At 55.1% G+C, this 19,258-nt stretch carries 12 protein-coding genes and 2 pseudogenes; 9 read left to right on the top strand and 5 right to left on the bottom strand.

The features are described from left to right. The 4 genes from KW849_RS29085 to KW849_RS29070 form a co-directional block, all read left to right on the top strand. The coding region (locus tag KW849_RS29085; RefSeq protein WP_218433036.1) for a type VI secretion system Vgr family protein at window positions 1–1,232 on the top strand (1,232 nt) is incomplete at its 5' end. Next, window positions 1,229–3,040 (top strand): phosphatidylserine/phosphatidylglycerophosphate/cardiolipin synthase family protein, encoded by a 1,812-nt coding sequence (locus KW849_RS29080; RefSeq protein ID WP_218433034.1) that lies wholly within the window; start codon window positions 1,229–1,231, stop codon window positions 3,038–3,040. The genes KW849_RS29085 and KW849_RS29080, both read left to right, overlap by 4 nt. Continuing rightward, a complete protein-coding gene (locus KW849_RS29075; RefSeq protein ID WP_218433031.1) occupies window positions 3,040–4,302 on the top strand; it encodes a sel1 repeat family protein in 1,263 nt (420 codons plus the stop codon). The genes KW849_RS29080 and KW849_RS29075 overlap by 1 nt, the downstream gene beginning before the upstream one ends. Before the next feature lie 101 nt (window positions 4,303–4,403). Beyond that, window positions 4,404–4,871, top strand: a complete 468-nt coding sequence (locus KW849_RS29070; protein WP_218433029.1) for a hypothetical protein — start codon at window positions 4,404–4,406, stop codon at window positions 4,869–4,871. 235 nt (window positions 4,872–5,106) lie between these two features. On the opposite strand, the pseudogene KW849_RS29065 reads toward KW849_RS29070, so the two are convergent. Further along, window positions 5,107–5,313: pseudogene (locus KW849_RS29065) on the bottom strand (NUDIX domain-containing protein); the annotation flags it as partial. Between the two features lie 76 nt (window positions 5,314–5,389). Next, window positions 5,390–6,763, bottom strand: coding sequence for a nucleotide 5'-monophosphate nucleosidase PpnN (gene ppnN / locus KW849_RS29060; protein WP_218433027.1), 1,374 nt, complete (start codon window positions 6,761–6,763; stop codon window positions 5,390–5,392). Between the two features lie 235 nt (window positions 6,764–6,998). Here ppnN and KW849_RS29055 point away from each other — a divergent pair, with 235 nt between their 5' ends. Beyond that, entirely contained in the window at window positions 6,999–7,526 is a 528-nt protein-coding gene (locus KW849_RS29055; RefSeq protein WP_256357426.1) for a DUF3087 family protein, read from the top strand. Window positions 7,527–7,610: 84 nt separating this feature from the next. Further along, window positions 7,611–9,155: a sensor domain-containing diguanylate cyclase gene (locus KW849_RS29050; protein WP_218433022.1), complete on the top strand. Its 1,545-nt coding sequence runs from the start codon at window positions 7,611–7,613 to the stop codon at window positions 9,153–9,155. Window positions 9,156–9,165: 10 nt separating this feature from the next. On the opposite strand, the pseudogene KW849_RS31910 reads toward KW849_RS29050, so the two are convergent. The 3 genes and pseudogenes from KW849_RS31910 to KW849_RS29035 all read right to left on the bottom strand — a co-directional run bounded on the left by KW849_RS31910 (window position 9,166) and on the right by KW849_RS29035 (window position 15,691). Continuing rightward, window positions 9,166–9,778 (bottom strand): annotated as a pseudogene (locus KW849_RS31910) (LysR family transcriptional regulator). A 206-nt stretch (window positions 9,779–9,984) separates the two neighbouring features. After that, window positions 9,985–12,534, bottom strand: a complete 2,550-nt coding sequence (locus KW849_RS29040) for a hypothetical protein (RefSeq protein WP_218433019.1) — start codon at window positions 12,532–12,534, stop codon at window positions 9,985–9,987. Between the two features lie 52 nt (window positions 12,535–12,586). Then, entirely contained in the window at window positions 12,587–15,691 is a 3,105-nt protein-coding gene (locus KW849_RS29035) for a non-ribosomal peptide synthetase (protein ID WP_218433017.1), read from the bottom strand. A 225-nt stretch (window positions 15,692–15,916) separates the two neighbouring features. On the opposite strand from KW849_RS29035, the gene KW849_RS29030 reads away from it, so the two are divergent. From KW849_RS29030 to KW849_RS29020, 3 genes are read left to right on the top strand one after another with little or no spacing between them, the layout of a single operon-like run. Then, window positions 15,917–17,281, top strand: coding sequence for an MATE family efflux transporter (locus KW849_RS29030; protein ID WP_218433015.1), 1,365 nt, complete (start codon window positions 15,917–15,919; stop codon window positions 17,279–17,281). Continuing rightward, window positions 17,278–18,459, top strand: coding sequence for a hypothetical protein (locus KW849_RS29025; RefSeq protein ID WP_218433013.1), 1,182 nt, complete (start codon window positions 17,278–17,280; stop codon window positions 18,457–18,459). Before KW849_RS29030 ends, KW849_RS29025 begins: the two co-directional genes overlap by 4 nt. After that, a complete protein-coding gene (locus KW849_RS29020; RefSeq protein WP_218433012.1) occupies window positions 18,452–19,252 on the top strand; it encodes a sugar phosphate isomerase/epimerase in 801 nt (266 codons plus the stop codon). Before KW849_RS29025 ends, KW849_RS29020 begins: the two co-directional genes overlap by 8 nt. Window positions 19,253–19,258 lie beyond the last annotated feature (6 nt).

Genomic DNA, 19,258 nt, shown 5'->3' with positions numbered 1-19,258 from the left:
ACCAGCGCAACGTGCTGCGCACGCCGGCCAACAACAAGCTGCGGATGGAGGACTTGCGCGGGCAGGAGCACGTCAAGCTCAGCACGGAATACGGCGGCAAGAGCCAGCTCAATTTGGGGCATCTGGTTGATGCGAAGAAGGCCAAACGCGGCGAGGGCTTTGAACTGCGCACTGATGACTGGGGCGCCATCAGAGGCGGCAAGGGCGTGTTCATCAGCGCCGACGCCCAGCCCAAGGCGCAGGGCGCTACGCTGGACATGGACGCTGCCGTCGGCCGCCTGCAACAGGCCGGCGAGCAACTGCAACAGCTGTCCACGGACGCCCAAACCGCCCACGCCGAACCCGCCGATGTGCAGGCGCAACTGACCCTCTTGCGCGAACAACTCGACTCGCTCAAGGCGCAAGTGATCCTGCTCAGCGCCCCCCAGGGCATCGCCCTGACCAGCGGCCAGCACCTGCAACTGGCCGCGCAGGACAACCTGATGCTCAACGCCGGCGGCCAAGCCGACCTCAGCGTGGTCAAGCGCCTGTTCATCGGCGTCGGCCAGGGGGTGAGCCTGTTCGTGCGCAAGCTCGGCCTCAAGCTCATCGCCAACCAGGGCCCGGTCAGTGTGCAGGCGCAGAACGACAAACTGGAACTGATCGCCCGGCATGGCCTGGACATCACCAGCACCGAGGACGAAATCCACATCACCGCGAAGAAGAAAATCGTCCTCAACGGCGGCGGCAGTTACCTCAGCCTGGACCCCTGTGGCATCGAGTCGGGCACCGCCGGGGATTACAAGGCCAAGGCGGCGCATTTCGACTACAGCGGTGCGGCGAGCATGAAGGCCACGCATCCGGACTATCCGCAAAGCCTGTCGAAAGAACTGATCAACCTGAGCATTTCGCCTGTCCCGAATGCCGCCAGCCACGGTTGGGCCGGCATGCCCTACACGCTGTACGCCGATGGCGCGGAACTCAAAAAGGGCGTGCTGGACAAGACCGGGCAACTATCGATTGCCCATCAGGTGGTCACCCGGGGCTACCGATTGGTGATGGCCAATGGCTCGGTTTACCAAATCCCGGTCCCCACCGACTACCGCAACGCCGGGCAGGCCGCACTCGCCAATCAAGGCCTGCACAACCACCTCTCGCAAACCGATACCAGCGTCAATCAGCCCGCGTCGCACACCGATCATCGCGGGCAGTACGCCGCGCACATCACCGATCAGGAAGGGAAATCCCAATGACTCAATTCGAATGCGTGGTGCCCATCGCACTGCAGCACACCAACACGGCCACCTGCACGGCGCGCTGGTACGTGTGCAACACCGAATACCATCCGGTGGGCGCCACCTATCAGCCGTTGATCAACGGCGAGGAAGCCTTCCGGGCCGTGCACCAGGCCATTGCGGAGGCCGAGAAAACCGTCGACATCATCTGCTGGGGTTTCCAGCCGTCGATGTTTTTCATTCGCGACGGCATGGCGCCGAGCATCGGTGAGCTGCTCCTGGCCAAGGCCAAAAAAGGCGTCAAGGTGCGGCTGCTGGGCTGGGAAATGCCCTTCAATCTGGCGGGTCTGGGCGGCGAGGCCAACCTGCCTGGCAAAGGTTCGATTCGCATCGCCGATCGAACGCTGCAGCGCTCCACCGAGGCGCAATACGCCGAAGATCGCGAGTGGTTTGCCCGCTGTGCGGTCGCGGACAACCAGGCGGCGCAACAGGTCGCGAACGGCCTGCCAGCGTTCGTCAGCCGCGGCTTCAGTTGGGAGGAAAGGGCTGAAATTTCCCATTGGGTAAAATATGAAAGCCTCGAGCCGCACATCAGCAGCAAGATGCGCCAAGCCCTGAAACTCACCGCCACGCACCATCAAAAGACGGTGTTGGTCGACTACGAACTGCCCGATCGCGCCGTGGGTTTCGTCATGGGCCACAACATGCTCGACGAGTATTGGGACACCAGTGATCACTCGGCGCTGAACCGTGCCGAAGGCAACAAACCGGCCCCCTGCCTCGGCCCGCGCGGCAATACCCCACGCCAGGACATCTCCAGCCAGGTCAGCGGCCCGATCCTGGAACACCTGCACCACAACTTCGCCGCGGCCTGGCGCAAGGAGACCGGCGAGGACCTGCTGGCGTCGCGCCAGGCCAAGCAAGTCGGGCTTCAGCTGCAATGCACCCCGGGCGCAACGAAGCAGATCGCGCAGATCCTGCGCACCCAGGCCCAGGAAGGCAAACGCGACATCGAGACGCTGTACCTGCAAGCGGTGAACAACGCGACCCAGTTCATCTACATCGAGAACCAGTACTTTCGCTGGCCGCCCTTGGCTGAACTGATCAAGACAGTAGCCGCCAGCCAGGCCAGGGCCGGACGTGATCCTGTAGAGCATGGCAACTTGCATCTGTTCGTCATCACCAATGCCAGCGAGGACGGCCTGGGCCCGGGCGCGCTGAATACCCAGCGCATGCTCGAAAGCCTCGGACGCGCCGAAACCATTCCCGAAGTGACAAAGTTGCGCCGCATCGAACAGGTAAAAGCGCAAGCATCACCAAGGCCTATGCCCGAACCCCGCGACCGCGTCGGACACCGGGAGCTGGCCGAATGGCAGGCCGAACTCGATTGGCACATCAAGGCAATCAAGGACAGCTCTATTGTCCCGGAAGAGATTCCCAACCTAAAAGTCCATGTGTGTTCGCTGGTCGCCCCCGACTCGCCAGCGGGCAAGGAATGGATGCCGGTGTACATCCACTCCAAGCTGATGATCGTCGATGACGTGTTCACCACCCATGGCTCGGCGAACATCAACACCCGGAGCATGCAGGTGGATAGCGAGCTGAACATTGCCCATGAGTGGATGAGTGTGACCCAGGCGTTGAGGCGGCGGTTGTGGGATCTGCATACGGATGGGAAGGGGGTGCAGGATGATGCGAGTTCGGCATTTAAAGCCTGGCAAGACATCATTAAGCGCAACAAGGATTTCCAATCGGAACAACGATCTCCTGACGCCCCAATTATCGAATTTTACTACGGCAAAGCCACCTTGAAGAATATCGACTGATGCGACATGTCCTCCTGCTTACGTGCCTGCTGTTGGCGGCTTGCGATAGCCGCATTACCTTTAACTATATGAAGAAGGATCCTCATGTGAAACCGCTCACAGAGATCAAAGCCAATCTGGCTTTCACCTGCGTTCACGAAAAAATTCCTGAAGCCAGCGCCGAAGCCGACGTGATTTTTCACTATGCCCGTTGGCTACAGAAAAACAACCAGCTCAAGCAGGAAAAAAGCGTCGATGCCGAAATCGAACGGCTGTACCGTATCGCCGCAGAAAACGGTCATTACAAGGCCAATATCAACCTGCAAAACGGGTCGATGCGCCAACGTTTCAAGCTGCGTGGCGAAGAGCATCTACGCCTGAGCCAGCAACTGATCGACGCTGGTGTTGCCACGGGATACTACTTCGTGGGTATTTTTCTGCAGCAAGGCTCGGCAGGGTTGAAGCAGGACCCGGAAATGGCCTTGCGTTATTACCGCAAGGCCGCCGACCACGGCAGCGCATTAGGACAAGCCTACGTGGGCGATAAGCTCGCACCGATACATATTGCTCCTGATGTCGCCCGACAGATGCGTCATTGCGCGGCTGAGCAAGGTAATGGCGAGGCCGCCAATGCGCTCGGAGTTAATTTGTCCTCAAACGGACGTTATCAAGAAGCACTCGAAGCATTCCAACTCGGAGTCGCTGCGGGAGATGAATCTTCTGCTTCCTTCTTGGAAAATGGCTTCCGTGGCCCAAAACCAGATGACCGGTTGTACTATCTCGGCCAACAGGAAGACTTCGAACGCGCCGAACGTTATGAAAAAATCTGGCGAGTGCTTGCTAACGCTTCCTACGCCAACCCCACAGTCCCCGAAATCAACGACATCCTCCCGCTACCACCGGCCAAACTCCCAGCTTGGGATGGCAAGCTCCAATGGCTCGAAGCCCGCCGGGCCAACGTCCCGCCAGAAAAGCCCAGCGAAGAACTGATCCACCAACTGGCCAAGGCCAAACTCCTCGACCCCGCCTCCGGCCGGCCGCTGCCGGACTCCCCCGATTTCATTCGGGCTCCTTACCCCAGCCTGACCTGCAACAGTGGCCAAGCCTGCCCGCAGACTGGCTATTGGAAAGCCGAAGGCATCGTCGACAAGATCCGACGTTTCGAAAAAGGCGAAATCATGCCGACCCTGAATGTCCAGCGCAGCCATAGCCGCTTCCTGCTCGCCGACCGGGTCACCATCGCCGAAGAAAACATTAGATGGAGTCTGTTCGGTGAGTCCTGAGGTTTCCTGATCTGTTTTTGGCTGCGCGCTGGCCCGTTGTTGCGCCAGCAACGCAGAAAGCTAAAACACCGCCGATTCCGGCAACTGCAAGGAGCAGCACAATGACCAAACTTAAAGCAGGCAAAATCAACGTCGAGTTTGAGGCAGCCCCACCAGGAGCTGAAACGACAGCAGACGATGGCTATGTTCAGGTAGACCGCGAAGGTAACTTCGTTGGCGCCCAGGTTTCCGGCAGCGTGGTGGAGAAAGTAGAGGGCGGCATGAAAGTCACTCGCCCGGACGGGGCACGAGTGTTTCTGCATGAGGCGGGATATATCACGATCGAGAATATGATCCCCAAATCAGTAGGGATCGAGGAGCTATTCGAGATTGAATCCTTCGCGATGCGAACCGTGGATGAATTGCGTATTTATCGCGTGGAGTATTTTGGCGGGGGGTATGTCGAGGTGACGTATTCACAGGAGGGTCAGATGATAGGTCTCGTTGGTCACAATATTCAGCAGTCCATCAGCAAGGACAATGAGATTCTGGTCCGCCAAGGTGATTCGGCCAGCGGTCAGGTGCATTGATTCGATAGCCCCCGACAGGCTGCGTTCCGGCGATGGTCGTCAATGATGACGCGTGCTGCCTGAATAAACGCGACGGGTCTGAATTCTTCGCGAGCAAGCTCGCTCCTACAGGAAGAGGATTGAACGCGCTGGAAAATCACCACCAGCGTATAACGCTCGTTAATCCAGCGCGCTCTCCAGCATCTCGATCAACCTCTCAGGCCAAACCGTTTCGCCTGTCTGCTGTAGCTCGGCCACCGACATTGACAACACGCAGCCCCGTCTCTTCAAACAGTTCGCGAACCGCGGCGGCCTCAAACGACTCGCCTTGTTCAAGTCCTCCACCGGGTGTTGCCCAGTGGTTATGGCCGTCGAGGGCATCGCCTTTATGCTGGAAGTGAAACAGCAGAATCTGTTTTGCAGGGTTGATCGCCAGTAGCCTGGCGGAATTGCGTTGGCGCATTTTTTCTTTCCATAGAGTGCCGCGAACCGCAGCTTTCACTGCGGCTCGCGACGGTAACGCTCATCCCGATGTGGTTTTAAGCAACGACCCGATAACACGGCACATACGCCGCGCCACCCGGCAGTTTCATGCGGTGCTGGGCGACGAAGGCTTTGAGCAGCAGGTCCAGCGGCTGCATGATCGCCGCGTCGCCACGGATCTGGTACGGCCCGTGCTCTTCGATCAGGCGGATGCCCTTGTCCTTGACGTTGCCGGCGACGATACCGGAGAACGCGCGGCGCAGGTTGGCCGCCAGTTCGTGGGACGGCAGGTCGAGGCTCAGCTTCAGGTTGGCCATGTTTTCGTGGGTCGGGTCGAACGGGCGCTGGAAGCCTTCGTCGATTTTCAACAGCCAGTTGAAGTGAAACGCATCGTTGCGCTCGCGACGGAACTGCTTGACCGCCTTGAGGCCCTGGGTCATCTGGCGCGCCACTTCGGCCGGGTCATCGATGATGATCTGGTAGAGCCGCTTGGCGGCGTCGCCCAGGGTGGCGCCGACGAACGCGTCCAGCTGCTCCAGGTACGGCGCGGCGTGTTTCGGTCCGGTGAGGATGACCGGGAAGGGCAGGCCTTCATTGCCCGGGTGCATCAGGATGCCGAGCAGGTACAGGAACTCTTCGGCCGTACCGGCGCCGCCCGGGAAGATGATGATACCGTGGCCGACGCGGACGAAGGCTTCCAGGCGTTTTTCGATGTCCGGCAGGATCACCAGTTCGTTGACGATCGGGTTCGGCGCTTCGGCGGCGATGATTCCGGGTTCGGTCAGGCCCAGGTAGCGGCCGCCGTGGATGCGTTGCTTGGCGTGGGCGATGGTCGCGCCTTTCATCGGGCCTTTCATCACGCCGGGGCCGCAACCGGTGCAGATGTCCAGGCTGCGCAGGCCCAGTTCATGGCCGACTTTCTTGGTGTATTTGTATTCTTCGGTGTTGATCGAGTGCCCGCCCCAGCACACCACGATCTTCGGCTCGACGCCGGGACGCAGGGTGCGGGCGTTGCGCAACAGGTGGAAGACGTAGTCGCTGATGCCCTGGGAGTTGCTCAGGTCGATGCGTTGGCTGTCGAGTTCGTTTTCGGTGTAGACGATGTCACGCAGGGCGCTGAACAGCATTTCCCGGGTGCTGGCGATCATTTCGCCGTCAACGAAGGCGTCGGCCGGAGCGTTCAGCAGTTCCAGGCGTACGCCGCGGTCCTGCTGGTGAATGCGGATCTCAAAATCTTTATAGGCTTCAAGAATGGTCTTGGCGTTGTCGACATGGGCGCCAGTGTTGAGGATGGCCAGGGCGCACTGGCGGAAGATGTTGTAGGTGCTGCCGGAACCGGCTTCGCTCAATTGCTGGACTTCCCGTTGCGAGAGCGTTTCCAGGCTGCCTTTGGGGCTGACGGAGGCGTCGATAACTTGGCGTTGGGTCATTCAATGATCCTTAAAACGATGTCATTCACACAGCAACCACGAATGGCATCCGAATAATGTGTATTCATGAAAGAAGATGGCACGAACTGCATGGTCTCGCCATGTCCCCCCGCTTGACGATGAAAAGATGAAAAGGAGCCCCAGCATAGCTAAATCCCTCGCAGAGGCGATAATGGCTCGCTGTCTTTTTGCCTCAGCCCCCTTTTTACCATTGAAGTTCAGGAAACCCGACGCAATGTTCGAAATCCAGTCGATGAACGCCGACACCTACCGGCAACAGACGCGGCGCAGCACGGTCATCCTTGCCCTGACCTTTCTGGCGCTGGCGATGATTCTGTCCACGGCGGCGGTGGCTCTGTTCGGCACGCCGGGGGGCGACAATCTGCGTTTCAACGTCGGTGGCGTGTTTGTGGCCGTGCTGGCGATGGCGGCGCTGATGCACAAAGTGTTCTGGCGCCAGGCATGGATGGCGCCGGCGGTCTACAGTTGGCAGCTCAAGCGCAGCCTGATGAGCATCACCAATGTCATGCATCATGTAACGGCGGCCGTGGAACAGGGTGATCCGGTTGCCATGAAGCTGTTGCGTTTCTACCATCTGGGGTTGAACCAGATGCATCAGCTCGATGGTAATTCAAGCGACCATGACCAGTTGATCCGTGAAATGGACCAACACAAGGCGCGGATGCAAGCGCTGGGCATCGATACCGGGCAGACGTGGCTTGATCCGGCGTGGCTGGAGGCGGTAAAACAGGGGACGCGCTAACATCATTGCGAGCCTGTAGCAGGCATAGTGAGCAAAAGCGGCGATCAGGAAGAGTCGCCCTGTCAGAGACAATCAGGGAGCACCATGCGACATCCGTCGATCAACGATCCTATTGAAATGCTCCGGCCAGCCGTGCCCCGACTCAAACTCCGTTCGGCGGTGATCCTGCTGGCGGCGGTGTGCCTGTCGATGATGGCGATCGTGATCTGGGAGGTCTGGAGTTCACGCCAGTACCTGCTGCATGACAAGGAAGTGGCGATGTCCAACCTTGCACAGACACTGGCCTCGCAAGCGCAGGCAACGATCAAGCAGGCCGACACGCTGCTGTTCACCCTGGTCGATCGGCTGGAACACGAAGGTGTGGATCAATCCCGGCTGCCACAACTGCTCAACGTCCAGCGCCGTGAGTTGATCCAGCTCCACGGCCTGTTCGTTTACGACGAAAAAGGGCAGTGGATCGCCAACTCCAATGGCGCCGGCCAGACCGGCGTCAACAATTCCGACCGCGAATACTTCATCTTCCATCGCGACAACCCCAGCCGCGGGCCGCACATCGGGCCGTCGATCAAGAGCCGTTCAACCGGTGAATGGATCATGACGGTTTCGCGCCGGGTCAATCATCCCGATGGCAGCTTTGCCGGGGTGGCGCTGGCGACGATTTACCTCAGCCATTTCCTGCAACTCTACGACAGCATCGACATGGGCAGTAATGGCGTGATCAACCTGATCGCCGACAATGCCAGCATTGTCATCCGCAGACCCTTCAAGGAGACGGATATCGGCTCCAGCCTCGCCAAGAGCCCATTGTTCACCCAGTTGTTGCCCAAGGGCGACACGGGTACGGCCACGATCAGGTCGATTGTCGATGGTGTCGAGCGGGTGATAGGGTACCGCCGGGTCGAGGGTTATCCGCTGATCGTTTTTACCGCGCTGAACAAGGATGAAGTGCTTGCCAGCTGGCGCAAGGAAACGCTGCTCAGCGTCTGCATCGTCACGCTGTTGCTGAGTTTTCTCGGGGTACTGGGGTTGCGGCTTATCAGACTGATGAAGCAACAGAATCTGGTGCAGGTCGAGTTGCTGGACACCCAGGACAAGCTCCTGGAGGTCAATCGCAACCTCGAGGGCCTGGCCCTCAAGGACGCACTGACGGGGCTGGCCAACCGGCGCCAGCTCGACGCTTTCATCGATGCCGAAATGGGGCGCGCCCGACGCAGCCAGGCCGAGTTGGCGCTGCTGATGATCGACGTCGATCATTTCAAACCGTTCAACGACCGCTACGGCCACCTGGCCGGTGATGAGTGTTTGCGCAAGGTCAGCGCGATCATCACGGACAACATCAAGCGCCCCGGTGACCTGGCCGCCCGTTATGGTGGCGAAGAGTTCGCCGTGGTGTTGCCTGGCTCCGACTACGTGGGGGCATTTCTGGTGGCGGAGAAAATCCGCCGCGCGGTGCTACAGGCCGACATTGCCCACAGTGACAGCCCGCAAGGTGCCGTGACCGTCAGCGTCGGCGTGTGTGCCAGCAATGCCGATTCCCAGGTCCGCCCCGAAGACCTGATCGGTGCGGCAGACAAGGCGCTGTACGTGGCCAAGGCCAGTGGGCGGAACATGAGCGTGATTGCCAACTGAGGGTCGGGCGTCAGGCAAACCGGTGCGTTCCCTGAACCAGCCGGGTGGCCAGGTACGATTTTTTGAGTTGCTCCATCCACCAGCCCAGGGCGCGACCGTCACGGTCGCCACGCCAGCCGGCGTACAGGATGTTCGGCTCGCGCGGGTCGGCCATCAGCTTTTCAACCAGCGTGCCGTTTTTCAGCAGCGAGCCAACCCGGTGTCGCGGCCTTCACGCAGGGCTTCCCAGACCCCTTTGAGCACTTCCTGGGTGATGCGCAGCGGTACGCCGGACTGCAGCGCATCGAATTCGTCGATCAACGGGATCAAGGTCTCGAACTCCAGCAGTTCGTCGGTGACGATCCACAAGCGACTCTCCCAGCCGCTGGCGACTTGCCGGACCCGTTGGGTCAGGCGCGAGACGTCCTGCATCAGCCGCGCCGCTACCGTTTGCAACTAGCCCGCCGGGATCAGTTGCAAACGGTAGCGGCGGCGGTCGAACAGCAACGCATTGAAACGCTCCTCCAGTTGCGCGCCGCATAGGACACGGTCGACGGCGCCTTGCCCAGATATGCCGCCGCCCTCGACAGGCTGCCGGTTTCGCGAATGGCCTCGAGCAGCGCCAGGTCTTCGGTCGACAGCATGTGCAAAATCCTTGAGGGGCAATACGGTATCTACAGAAGAATATGCGTTCCATGTGTTCCGTGTGCGGCGATAAAAACCGCGATCATCCCCACAAGGGCCGCTACGCGATTATTGCTGCAACCCGGTTGCCTGGTTGCTGGTGCCTTCATGGCTAAACTCGCTGCTGTCGACGGAGCCCGTGGTGCTGACAATTACGCCGGGTGGTTTAACGTGGGTTACGCCATAGCGGATAGACGGAGGAAATATATATCTCCGTAGTGTAGTGGTTATAAAGCATAAAGGGATCTTCCAAGACGATTGGGCCCTGATGTGCAACCCGTTTCGCCAGCGCGGCGCGTATCTCAGGGCGATTGGAGTTAGAATTCCAAAGGCCATTTTGTTCTGCAACGCAAACCAACGAAAAATTATTTTCGGTCGCAAGATCCTCTGCGCAGGCAATGACACAATCCAACAGTTCATCTGCCAAGCAAACGGTTGAATAGTTCTTTGTTGGGTTTATGCCGCGAATAAGTAGCGCATTTTCGTTGTGGATGCTTAAGGTGTACAGCTGTACATTACCTATTACTTTTCCTAAACGCTCACTGAATATATTCAAATGAAAATGATCGGTTCTTTTGAAAAGCTCCCGATTAATATCGGTGCAAATTCCAGTCGTCGATTTTGCAAAGAATGATGCTGCATTTTTAGAGAGATAAATTCGGATCTGGTCATGGAATTGTCGCCGTTGGTAGATAATGTAGCGATAGCAGTACAGGTGCGGAATAAAATTCAGGTTGAAATTATTTAGTCGTGCGCGCTCTATATGCGCACAATAGTCTTGCAATTCAGATAGTGTGTTTTCCAACTCACTAATGCCCGCGGTGACCGGTCTGAATAGCGTGTAAATAGTCTCCGCGAGCGGCAATCTCTCGTGGTCACCGACAGTTATGCAATCAACCCTATTTAAGCTGTTTCCTGATATTGGTGAAAAAACAGGGTTATTGCCAAGTATCCTCTGACTGGATTGCAGATTGCTGCTGCGTAGCGCATTGATGAGCGGGTCGAGGTCTTCACAACCTAAACAGAGCGACATCCAGTAAGGCGTGGTAAAGCCATGCTTCACGGCATTTTCGAGCTTTTTTGTTTCTGCGATTGCAGCGTTTGCGCTGGCGGGCTCCATCGCGGCCAGGGTGGTCAGCAACGTGGCAAGCTCGGTTGGCGTTTTGGCGATCACGTTGCGCAACAGTGTGCGAAGCCGCCCTAGCGTATCTTTGTCGCGTATGCGCTCCAGTAACGACTCCAGAGCGTCAATCGCGGAGGGATGGATAAACACCAGTTGGTGAATATCGGTCAAGATCCGTTGATTGACAAACGTGAACAGCAGGCGGTCTCGGCTAGTGTTGCTCTGAAGCAACAGTTTGGCCGAAGGATTGCCCAGCACTGTCCACAGCAACTGGAATAACGCTATGGGGCAAACAGCGGTGCTGGAGTTTCCGTGGAGCCGGGCCTGGAGCGAGAGAAATCGCTGCGCCATGGCCGGATCAATTCCGTAGTGATGCAGGGCAGGTTCCATGTAGCGTAGCGCTGCCTGGGATGAGCATCGGGCCGCAGCAAGGTCTTGATAGGGGTTGAACGCCCGTAAGGATCGTTCGACCAACAGCATCTGATGCTCGGATTCCAGTTTTGAATATGCTTCGTAGGCTGCGCTGTTTTCAGCGTCCATGTCTGCCAGAACTTCGTGCGCGGGTGGCTTGGGCTTTTTAGCGGGGTTGGTTGCTTCCAGCACTTCTTTGAGTGGTCCCAGGGGCAAACTCATGGCAGTGGCGATACTGCCCGACGTTTCTCGTGCGCCTTGCAGGCGCCGACGTATCGCAATCCGTTTACCATTTTTAGCGTTGGCAAGGGGCTGAAGGGGGAACGACCCGTTGTAACTGCTGGAGATTCGAGGTGACGGCTGGGTATGAAGGATCAAGTCTTGCCAGCGAGATGCTGCCTCATCTAGTTCCAAATGAATATCAGGCGCGAGCAGCTCGATAATATGTCCAGTGATGGCGGTCAGTAAGTCCTCATGCGCGTGGAGACCAGGTTCATGATGAGCAATCACGATATGCAGCAAGTCGGGCAGGGCACCTGTCCCCTCGACAAAAAAATAAAAACGCTGCGTGCCATGCATCAACTGTTCGGTCGTGTAAGCGCTGAACAGGGGAGAACTGAAAAGGCTGTTATCGCTCAGAGCCGTTAACTCACGTACTCGTTGCTGCTCATGGAAGTCTGTCGACGATGGCGCGTGAAGCTGGACAAAGCCTTGCTGCTCAAGGTAAAGCTTGATCAACGATATGAGTTGGCTGGCCTGATGATAGATATGCCTGAGGGAATGTCGACTTTTTGCATCCTTCTCCGTCAAGAGATCAATTTTTTGCGATTGAAGAATGATGGAAAATTGCTGGAGAACGACCTCGTATTTATTCGGATCTATTCGCGGGCTGGCTGGACGTTCAAGCGCATCCGGCCTTGTTCTTAACAGACCGTTCACCGAGATGAAGTCCCCCTGGCGAATCTCGGCCGTGGCGTTTCTGAGTGTCGAATCCAGAACAATGACCTGCAACGAAAAATATTGGCTGGCCACTCGGAGGAACGTGAGCCCCCCCAGTTGTCGGACAGCTTCGCAGCGGCCACTGAATTTCACTGTCTTCTCTACAAGCTCAGGTAATTCATCTAAATACAGAAGTAACGATGTATCACTTTTTTCAGATGTTTCAGTGAGTTGACCCGTCATAATGATCGTCTCCTGTAAAGAGTGTGCCTTAACACTGCGCCACTACTTGCAATCACTTCCCGACGGCAAGTAACTCATTCAATGCCTGCTTGAAACTGACCAACAGGGCTAGCACACAATCTTCAGAAATGGCGTCACGGTAGTAGGAAAGACTACCGACCAATCCGCTTTCGGTACGTAGTGTGTTAAGCGAAACATCGGTCTTGATCCCGCTGGACGGAACCCCGATACCGTGGAGCTGTGATGTACCTAATTGGCGCTGCCGCGAGGGATAGTTATGGTGGTTATACCAATAGGGAAATCGAGAGCCGTAAGCGACAGCGCGGGGCGAACAGTTGGCCTCGAAAATATGCGGCGGCAGCATGGCGTGGCCATAGGCATCCAACACACAATGATTGACCTGCTCCAGCAGCCGCAGAGAAGGAGACCATTCACAAAGCCGGGGGCGAATCACCATGGGGTGAACAAAATACCCCACTACCGGCTCCAGGGCCGCGTCGGTCCGGTTGGCTACCGGAGAGCGTACGTAGAGGTCGGTCGTGCCTGTGTTTCTGGCGAGAGAAACCAAGAACGCAGTGAGGATAACGGTATAAAGGCTGAAGCCCGTTCGGCTGCACAATTGCGCGATTAAAGGGTATTGCACATCCAGATTGAGCGGAATAACGGCACTGCGATAGGTAAATTGCTGAGGTCGCTGAATAGCGCCACGCAATGGAAAGGGTTCGGGTAGTTGTTTCAGTGTCTCTTGCCAAAAAACGCTATGTTTATCCAGCAGGTTTTCAGCCAAACGCTGATGTTGGGCATCGGTATAATCTGCGTATTGCAGGCAGTATTTTGCTTCGTCAGGTACGCCGGTAGCGAGTAATGACTGATAGTGCGCGCAAAGCTGGTCCATCAGTACCGCACCTGACCAGCCATCGAATGCAATGTGATGGGCGGTGATGATCAGCACGTCATCCGTCCCTTGGCATTCAAGGTAGGTTGCCCGAATCAACGGTGGATGTTTCAGGTCAAAAGCTGTCAATGTTTCTTCAGCGATCAGATCGGCTACGGTTTGGCTGATATCGCATTCAAGCGGCAGGTTTATCAGGTGAAAAGGCAACGGGAACTCATCAAGGGCGTGTTGTGAACGACGCCATTGGTCGTGAGAGTTGAATTCGAAACTGCAACGTAACGCCGGTTGCTGTTCAAGTACGGCGCCGAAGGCTTCGCGAACCCTGGCCACTGAACACTCGCCTCGAACGTAAAACGCCATCACCACATTTTCCAGATAGGCTGGGGTTTCGGGGGGCTTTTCAAGGACCTCGCGTTGAGCCAGTCCGGGCGTATCGTCACCTTCTCGCTTGCGCCAGGCATGGGCGTCCAGCAATAGGCTGTTCTCACTACCCTGGCGTGCGCTGCCGTTGAGCAACCCTGTCTGCTGAGCCAGTATCGGATGGTCGAAAATATCTTTGGGGGTCAGGTCTACATTAAACAGGTTGGCAATTCTTCCAAGCAGCATCATGACCGACAGGGAAGTCGCGCCGCATTCAAAAAAATGGCTGTCGGCCGAGATCGCCTGGTGGCTGAGGATTTCTTTCCAGATAGCTTGTAATCGATCCAATGTCGAAGCGTCGCCAGTGACTGACGGTGTGATGACACTGGGTTTTGCATTCATCTCACGCAGCGCGTTGTGGTTGACCTTGCCGTTAGGCAAAAGAGGCAGATTGGCAAGCGAATACAGCTGGCTGGGATGCATGTAGGCGGGGAGTTGGGCTGAGACTGTCTGTTTGATCCTTTGCTCAAGCAAGTGAGTCTCAACGTTGGCCTGCGCTACGTAACACGCACAAATCTGTTTTTCTCCGCTAGCCAGGGTGTCGAGATAGACGGTGGCGCAATGCACTCCTAGTGTTTGTTGGACGATTTGCTCAATGGCCAATAGCTCGACCCTGTGCCCATTCACCTTGTGCTGACTGTCGCGCCGACCCAGGAAGTAGAGCTCTCCCGAAGCTGAAACAATCCCTATGTCTCCGGTTTTATAAATACGTATTGGCTTTCCATCAACGTTGAGCGTTGAAAAGCGCAGGACGTTATCGCCCGGAGTATTCACATATCCTATCGTTACACCGGGTCCGGCGATCGCAATTTCCCCCTCTTGCTCCCCCGTGACGGGGCCACCGTGTTCATCCAGCAGATAAACCTGCATGCCGCGAATGGGTTTACCAATGGGTGGAGGCAAATCTTTGCCGGCATCCTGGTTCACGCGCCAAAAAGTTGCGTCGATAGTCGTCTCGGTAGGCCCGTATAGATTGACCAGCTGACTTTGGGTCTTCGAAAAGAACTGATCGACAAGCGCCCAGGTTAATGACTCACCGCCGCAAAATACCAAGCGGCAGGGAATATGCTCGAATTGCCTTAAACGCACTAATTCAAATAGCAGTGTGGGAACAAATTGCGCAATCGATATATGCTCTTGTTGCAGTATCAATAATATGCCAAGCGGATGTTTAGCATAAGCGGCGGGGAGCATGACCGTACAGGCACCAGCCGCCAGCCCAGTCCACAGTTCCCATACGGATGCGTCAAATGCGACCGAGGTTCGTTGCAATATGATGTCGGCTTCGGTAACTCCAAATTCATCTATGAACCATTGTGTGTGATTTAATAGCCCGCCATGGCTTATTAATACGCCTTTAGATTCGCCAGTCGAGCCAGACGTATAAATGCAGTAAGCCGGCGTCTCCTTATTTGGCAGTTTCGCACTTTTTCGTTGATAGCTACCATTGATAATATCTTGCGGATTTACAATCGCCTCAGAAAACTGATGAGAAAAAGATACAGGAGCGTCGCAAAAAATATGCTCAACCATTGCGTTATTCAGCACGCTCTGGATTCTTTCCTTTGGGTATTCGATGTCTATTGGAAGATAGGCACTGCCATGCTTCATGATTCCCAGGCAGACGGCCACCAGTTGGACTGTTCTCTCCATGGCAACAGCGATAATGCCATGGCTTGTGGCACCTTTTTGTTCCAGGTAAGCAGCCACTCGTTCTGCTTGTTCATTCAGTTGTCGATAGGTCAACCGCTGTGTCCCGCATTTAACGGCGACGCGATCAGGGGAGGCGCTTACGTGGTATGAGATCAAGTCTATAATGCTGTCGTAAGTACGATGATTCATATCAAACTTTCCCTCGGAAGACAGACGTTCGATGGCTCGCCAGTTATTCTGCCGACTGCGCAATTAACGCACAACTACCAATTTTGGTAGTTGTGCGTCTCCACACAGGTACTATTCTGCTCCCATTCGCACTGCACCAAGGTACTCCTGTGTAGTGCTGTAATTTCGTTAGGGTGAGAGGCTATGTTTGCTGATTATATAAGGGTCGCAAAGAACATTTCGCACATGTCAATTCCCATTGGGGTGGGAATAGTTATTCAATCCTTATATCTACTTATTGATTTATTTTTTGTCAGTCGGTTGGGCGCTGATGCAATAGCAGGAGTCACCTCAACAGCCACCGCTGCGTTGCTTATCAGCATGCTTGGCCAACTACTGGGGATAGGTGCAGTGTCCTTGATTGGCCAGGCGTTGGGGGCAGGGAAGTATGCACAGGCGCGTACGATTTTTATTCATGCAGGGCTGATGGCTATTGTCTGCAGTGTATGTGTTGTCGCTGCGGGTTATATGGGCGGCGGGCGCGCCATGTCAGGGTTTGCCTCGGGTGAGGTCGCACAAGGGATGGGCGAATCCTATTTATATGGCTGTATGCCGGGATTGGCGCTGCAAATTATTATCTCCGTGGCAACGTTCGGGCTGCGTGCAGCTGGCGAGCCCTATGGGCCATTGGTTGCTCAATGCATTTGCGTTCCAATCAACCTGGTTTTGGCGCCGTTACTAATCTTCGGTGTACCAGGTATCACCGGGCTTGGCACGTTAGGCGCTGGAATGGCTACAACCCTGGCAACCTCGGTTGCAGCGGCGATCATCCTATATAGAGCGGTTGATCGTTACCGTCATTTTGCACAGCCAACAATAACGTTTCGCTGGGAGAGCGTTATCGCACGACGAATCATCTCAGTCGGCCTGCCAGCAGGCTTGGAAACGCTTGTGATTTATGTGTACACCGGACTGATGTATTGGGCAGCTGCAAAACTGGGCGCGCAAGTGCAGGCGGCAGTCGGGATTGGGTTAATGTTAATCCAGGCACTTTTTATCCCAGCCGTTTCGGTCGCCTATGGATGCGTTCCACTAGCTGCGTACTATTTTGGCGCCAACGACATTGGAAAAGTCAAAGATATATATGCTGTTTCGTTGGCGATGGTAGTGAGTACTATGCTGTGCTTGACGGCAGGGTGCTTTTTGTGGGGAAGCGCCATGGTGTCTTTGTTTTCCAACGACAGCCATGTAGAAGGTAAAGCCGTCTATTTCCTGACGTGCATTTCGTTGAATTTTGTGACATCAGGCCTGATACATATCAATGGCTCGATATTGCAGGCCTCCGGGCGAACGACCTGGTCGTTGCTGGCTATTTGTACTCGTCTGGCAACATTTGTCATTCCCCTGTTATTCGTAGTCAACCTGAACAAAGTTACCCTTCAATGGTTATGCTTACTCTCGAACTTCGCTTTTCTATCTCAGGCGATAGTCAGTAGTTATGCAGTGAGCTTCATCATTAAGCGGCTTATGCAGATTACACCAGAGCCTGTGGCCGCTGCTTCGATGGGATTTGATGCGTTGTTAATGAACAAGGAGGGACGCAGGTCATGAGCAACTTTATGAGTTTTTCAAACAGGTGGCATTCAGCATCTGAATTAAAGCAGAGCGACAATCGTTACGCAATCAGTACCACTCTATTAAGAGAGTACAAGATTTTTCTTTCTGACAATATATTTTCAGAAGGCTCTAGCTTGCTGGAATCTATCGTCGAAACTGGCTCTGCGATGGTCATTTACACCCCGACCGTAAATAGACTCTATGGAGAAGCCATTCGCAGGAAGCTCTCTCAGTTGAAAGGGGGCGAGCGTATCAATTTTTTTGAGCTTGCCGTAACCGAGGCAAATAAAGAAATCGAGATGTCGCTGGAAGTGTGTCGTCTAGCGAAGGAAGTCAATTTTCCACGAAACGGCCAGATTATTGCTGTCGGTGGCGGCGTATGCCTGGATGTTGTCGGGTTCGCAGCATCGATATACAGGCGTGGTGTAAAGTGCATAAAGGTTCCGACTACATTCATTGGCATGATTGATGCCGCGGTTGGCATAAAAAACGGAATTAACCATGAGGGTAAAAAAAGTGTCTTGGGTTCGTTTTACCCGGCAGAGTATACCTTTGTTTGCCCTTGTTTTTTAAAGACGCTCGCCGTAGAACATTTAAGAGCCGGGTTTGCGGAAGCGATAAAAATAGCGATTATCAAGGATGCAACACTTTTCGGGAAACTGGTTAATGTATCGACTCATATGAGTGAGGAAAAGCTCCAAAGCGCAATGGGCTGGGAGGTTGTTGACCGTTCTGTGGCAGGCATGTTGACGGAGTTGTCTGAGAACTTGTATGAGCTTGATAGTTATCAGCGGTATGTCGATTTTGGTCATACCTTTAGCCCTCATATTGAGTCAGCGACTAACTATAAAGTGAGTCATGGTGAAGCCGTGGCTATCGACATTGCCTTGTCTGCGGTCATCAGTGCCCAACGCAATCTGCTGGCGTGGGATACCTGCCAAGTCATTGTTGATACGCTGAGAAGTGCAGGCTTGAGAGTGACCGTCCCCGCAGAAGTCGAGACAGCAGCCCTGTATGAATCCTTGGCGGCGATTGTTGCGCATCGTGCCGGAGCGCTGAACCTGGTTATCCCTGTAACGATTGGCACAGTTGCTTATATTGAACACTGGCGTGAGCTTTCTTACGGGCAGTTGCAGCAGGCGGTTACTTACCTGGAATCCCACGATGACTAATGTAGGTTGTGCGGCCTGGAGCTTGCCCGAATCCGGCTTGGCTGACACGTTGCCTGATGGAATGATGATGCACGTGGGCATCCAGACGCTGTCCCAGATGCGTATGTTGAGGACGTGTCATGTCGGCAATGAGCAACAGTTGCGTCAATATCTGGGGTGTAGCGATAGTCGTCAGAAAATCAGTGCCATAGGATTGAACCTGGTTGAGGATTTTGGCCTGAATAGTTATGCCGGGAAAAAACTCAGAACTGAATTTTTTGAATTTTGCCTACACGTTTTGCATGTGGCAGAGCTTTTGGATATACCCGCCGTGTATATTCCGAGTTTCAATAAAAATGAAATAGTGGGGGCTGATGACCTTGCCGAAACGGCAAAGTTCTTCAAGGAGTTGTGTCAAACGGCGCAAAACCACCCAGTCTTGATTGCCACTGAAAACAGTTTATCGGCGGAAAAACAGTTGGCGCTGGTGGAACAGGTGGGTGAAGCCAATTTCAAGGTGCTTCTGGATATATTTAATCCACTCCGCTGGGGTCATTCAGTTGAAGAGATTATTTCTTCAGTTCATCCCTATTTGCTCTCTCAAGTCCATGTCAAGGATGGTGTATTGCCTGGTTATGATAATGCCCTCCTAGGGCAGGGCGAAGGAAATGTTGCTGCCATTATTGAGCGAATAAAGCAACTTGGATTTTGTGAGGCTTACATCCTTGAAAATGACTACTCCAAACTCTCCATGGATGGAATGAACGCCGACATGGCTTTTCTGCGCTCATGTCTTTCCGGTACGCAAGGGTAAATATCA

The sequence above is a fragment of the Pseudomonas sp. PDM26 genome (assembly GCF_019219185.1).
Classification (GTDB): Bacteria; Pseudomonadota; Gammaproteobacteria; order Pseudomonadales; family Pseudomonadaceae; genus Aquipseudomonas.
The sequence above is the reverse complement of the archived record's forward strand: the minus strand, read 5'-3'. Positions and strand labels throughout refer to the sequence as shown.

Coding starts and splice junctions, on each gene's coding strand:
- KW849_RS29080 (WP_218433034.1), top strand. CDS start 1,229: ATGACTCAATTCGAATGCGTGGTGCCCATCGCACTGCAGCACACCAAC.
- KW849_RS29075 (WP_218433031.1), top strand. CDS start 3,040: ATGCGACATGTCCTCCTGCTTACGTGCCTGCTGTTGGCGGCTTGCGAT.
- KW849_RS29070 (WP_218433029.1), top strand. CDS start 4,404: ATGACCAAACTTAAAGCAGGCAAAATCAACGTCGAGTTTGAGGCAGCC.
- ppnN (WP_218433027.1), bottom strand. CDS start 6,763: ATGACCCAACGCCAAGTTATCGACGCCTCCGTCAGCCCCAAAGGCAGC.
- KW849_RS29055 (WP_256357426.1), top strand. CDS start 6,999: ATGTTCGAAATCCAGTCGATGAACGCCGACACCTACCGGCAACAGACG.
- KW849_RS29050 (WP_218433022.1), top strand. CDS start 7,611: ATGCGACATCCGTCGATCAACGATCCTATTGAAATGCTCCGGCCAGCC.
- KW849_RS29040 (WP_218433019.1), bottom strand. CDS start 12,534: ATGACGGGTCAACTCACTGAAACATCTGAAAAAAGTGATACATCGTTA.
- KW849_RS29035 (WP_218433017.1), bottom strand. CDS start 15,691: ATGAATCATCGTACTTACGACAGCATTATAGACTTGATCTCATACCAC.
- KW849_RS29030 (WP_218433015.1), top strand. CDS start 15,917: ATGTCAATTCCCATTGGGGTGGGAATAGTTATTCAATCCTTATATCTA.
- KW849_RS29025 (WP_218433013.1), top strand. CDS start 17,278: ATGAGCAACTTTATGAGTTTTTCAAACAGGTGGCATTCAGCATCTGAA.
- KW849_RS29020 (WP_218433012.1), top strand. CDS start 18,452: ATGACTAATGTAGGTTGTGCGGCCTGGAGCTTGCCCGAATCCGGCTTG.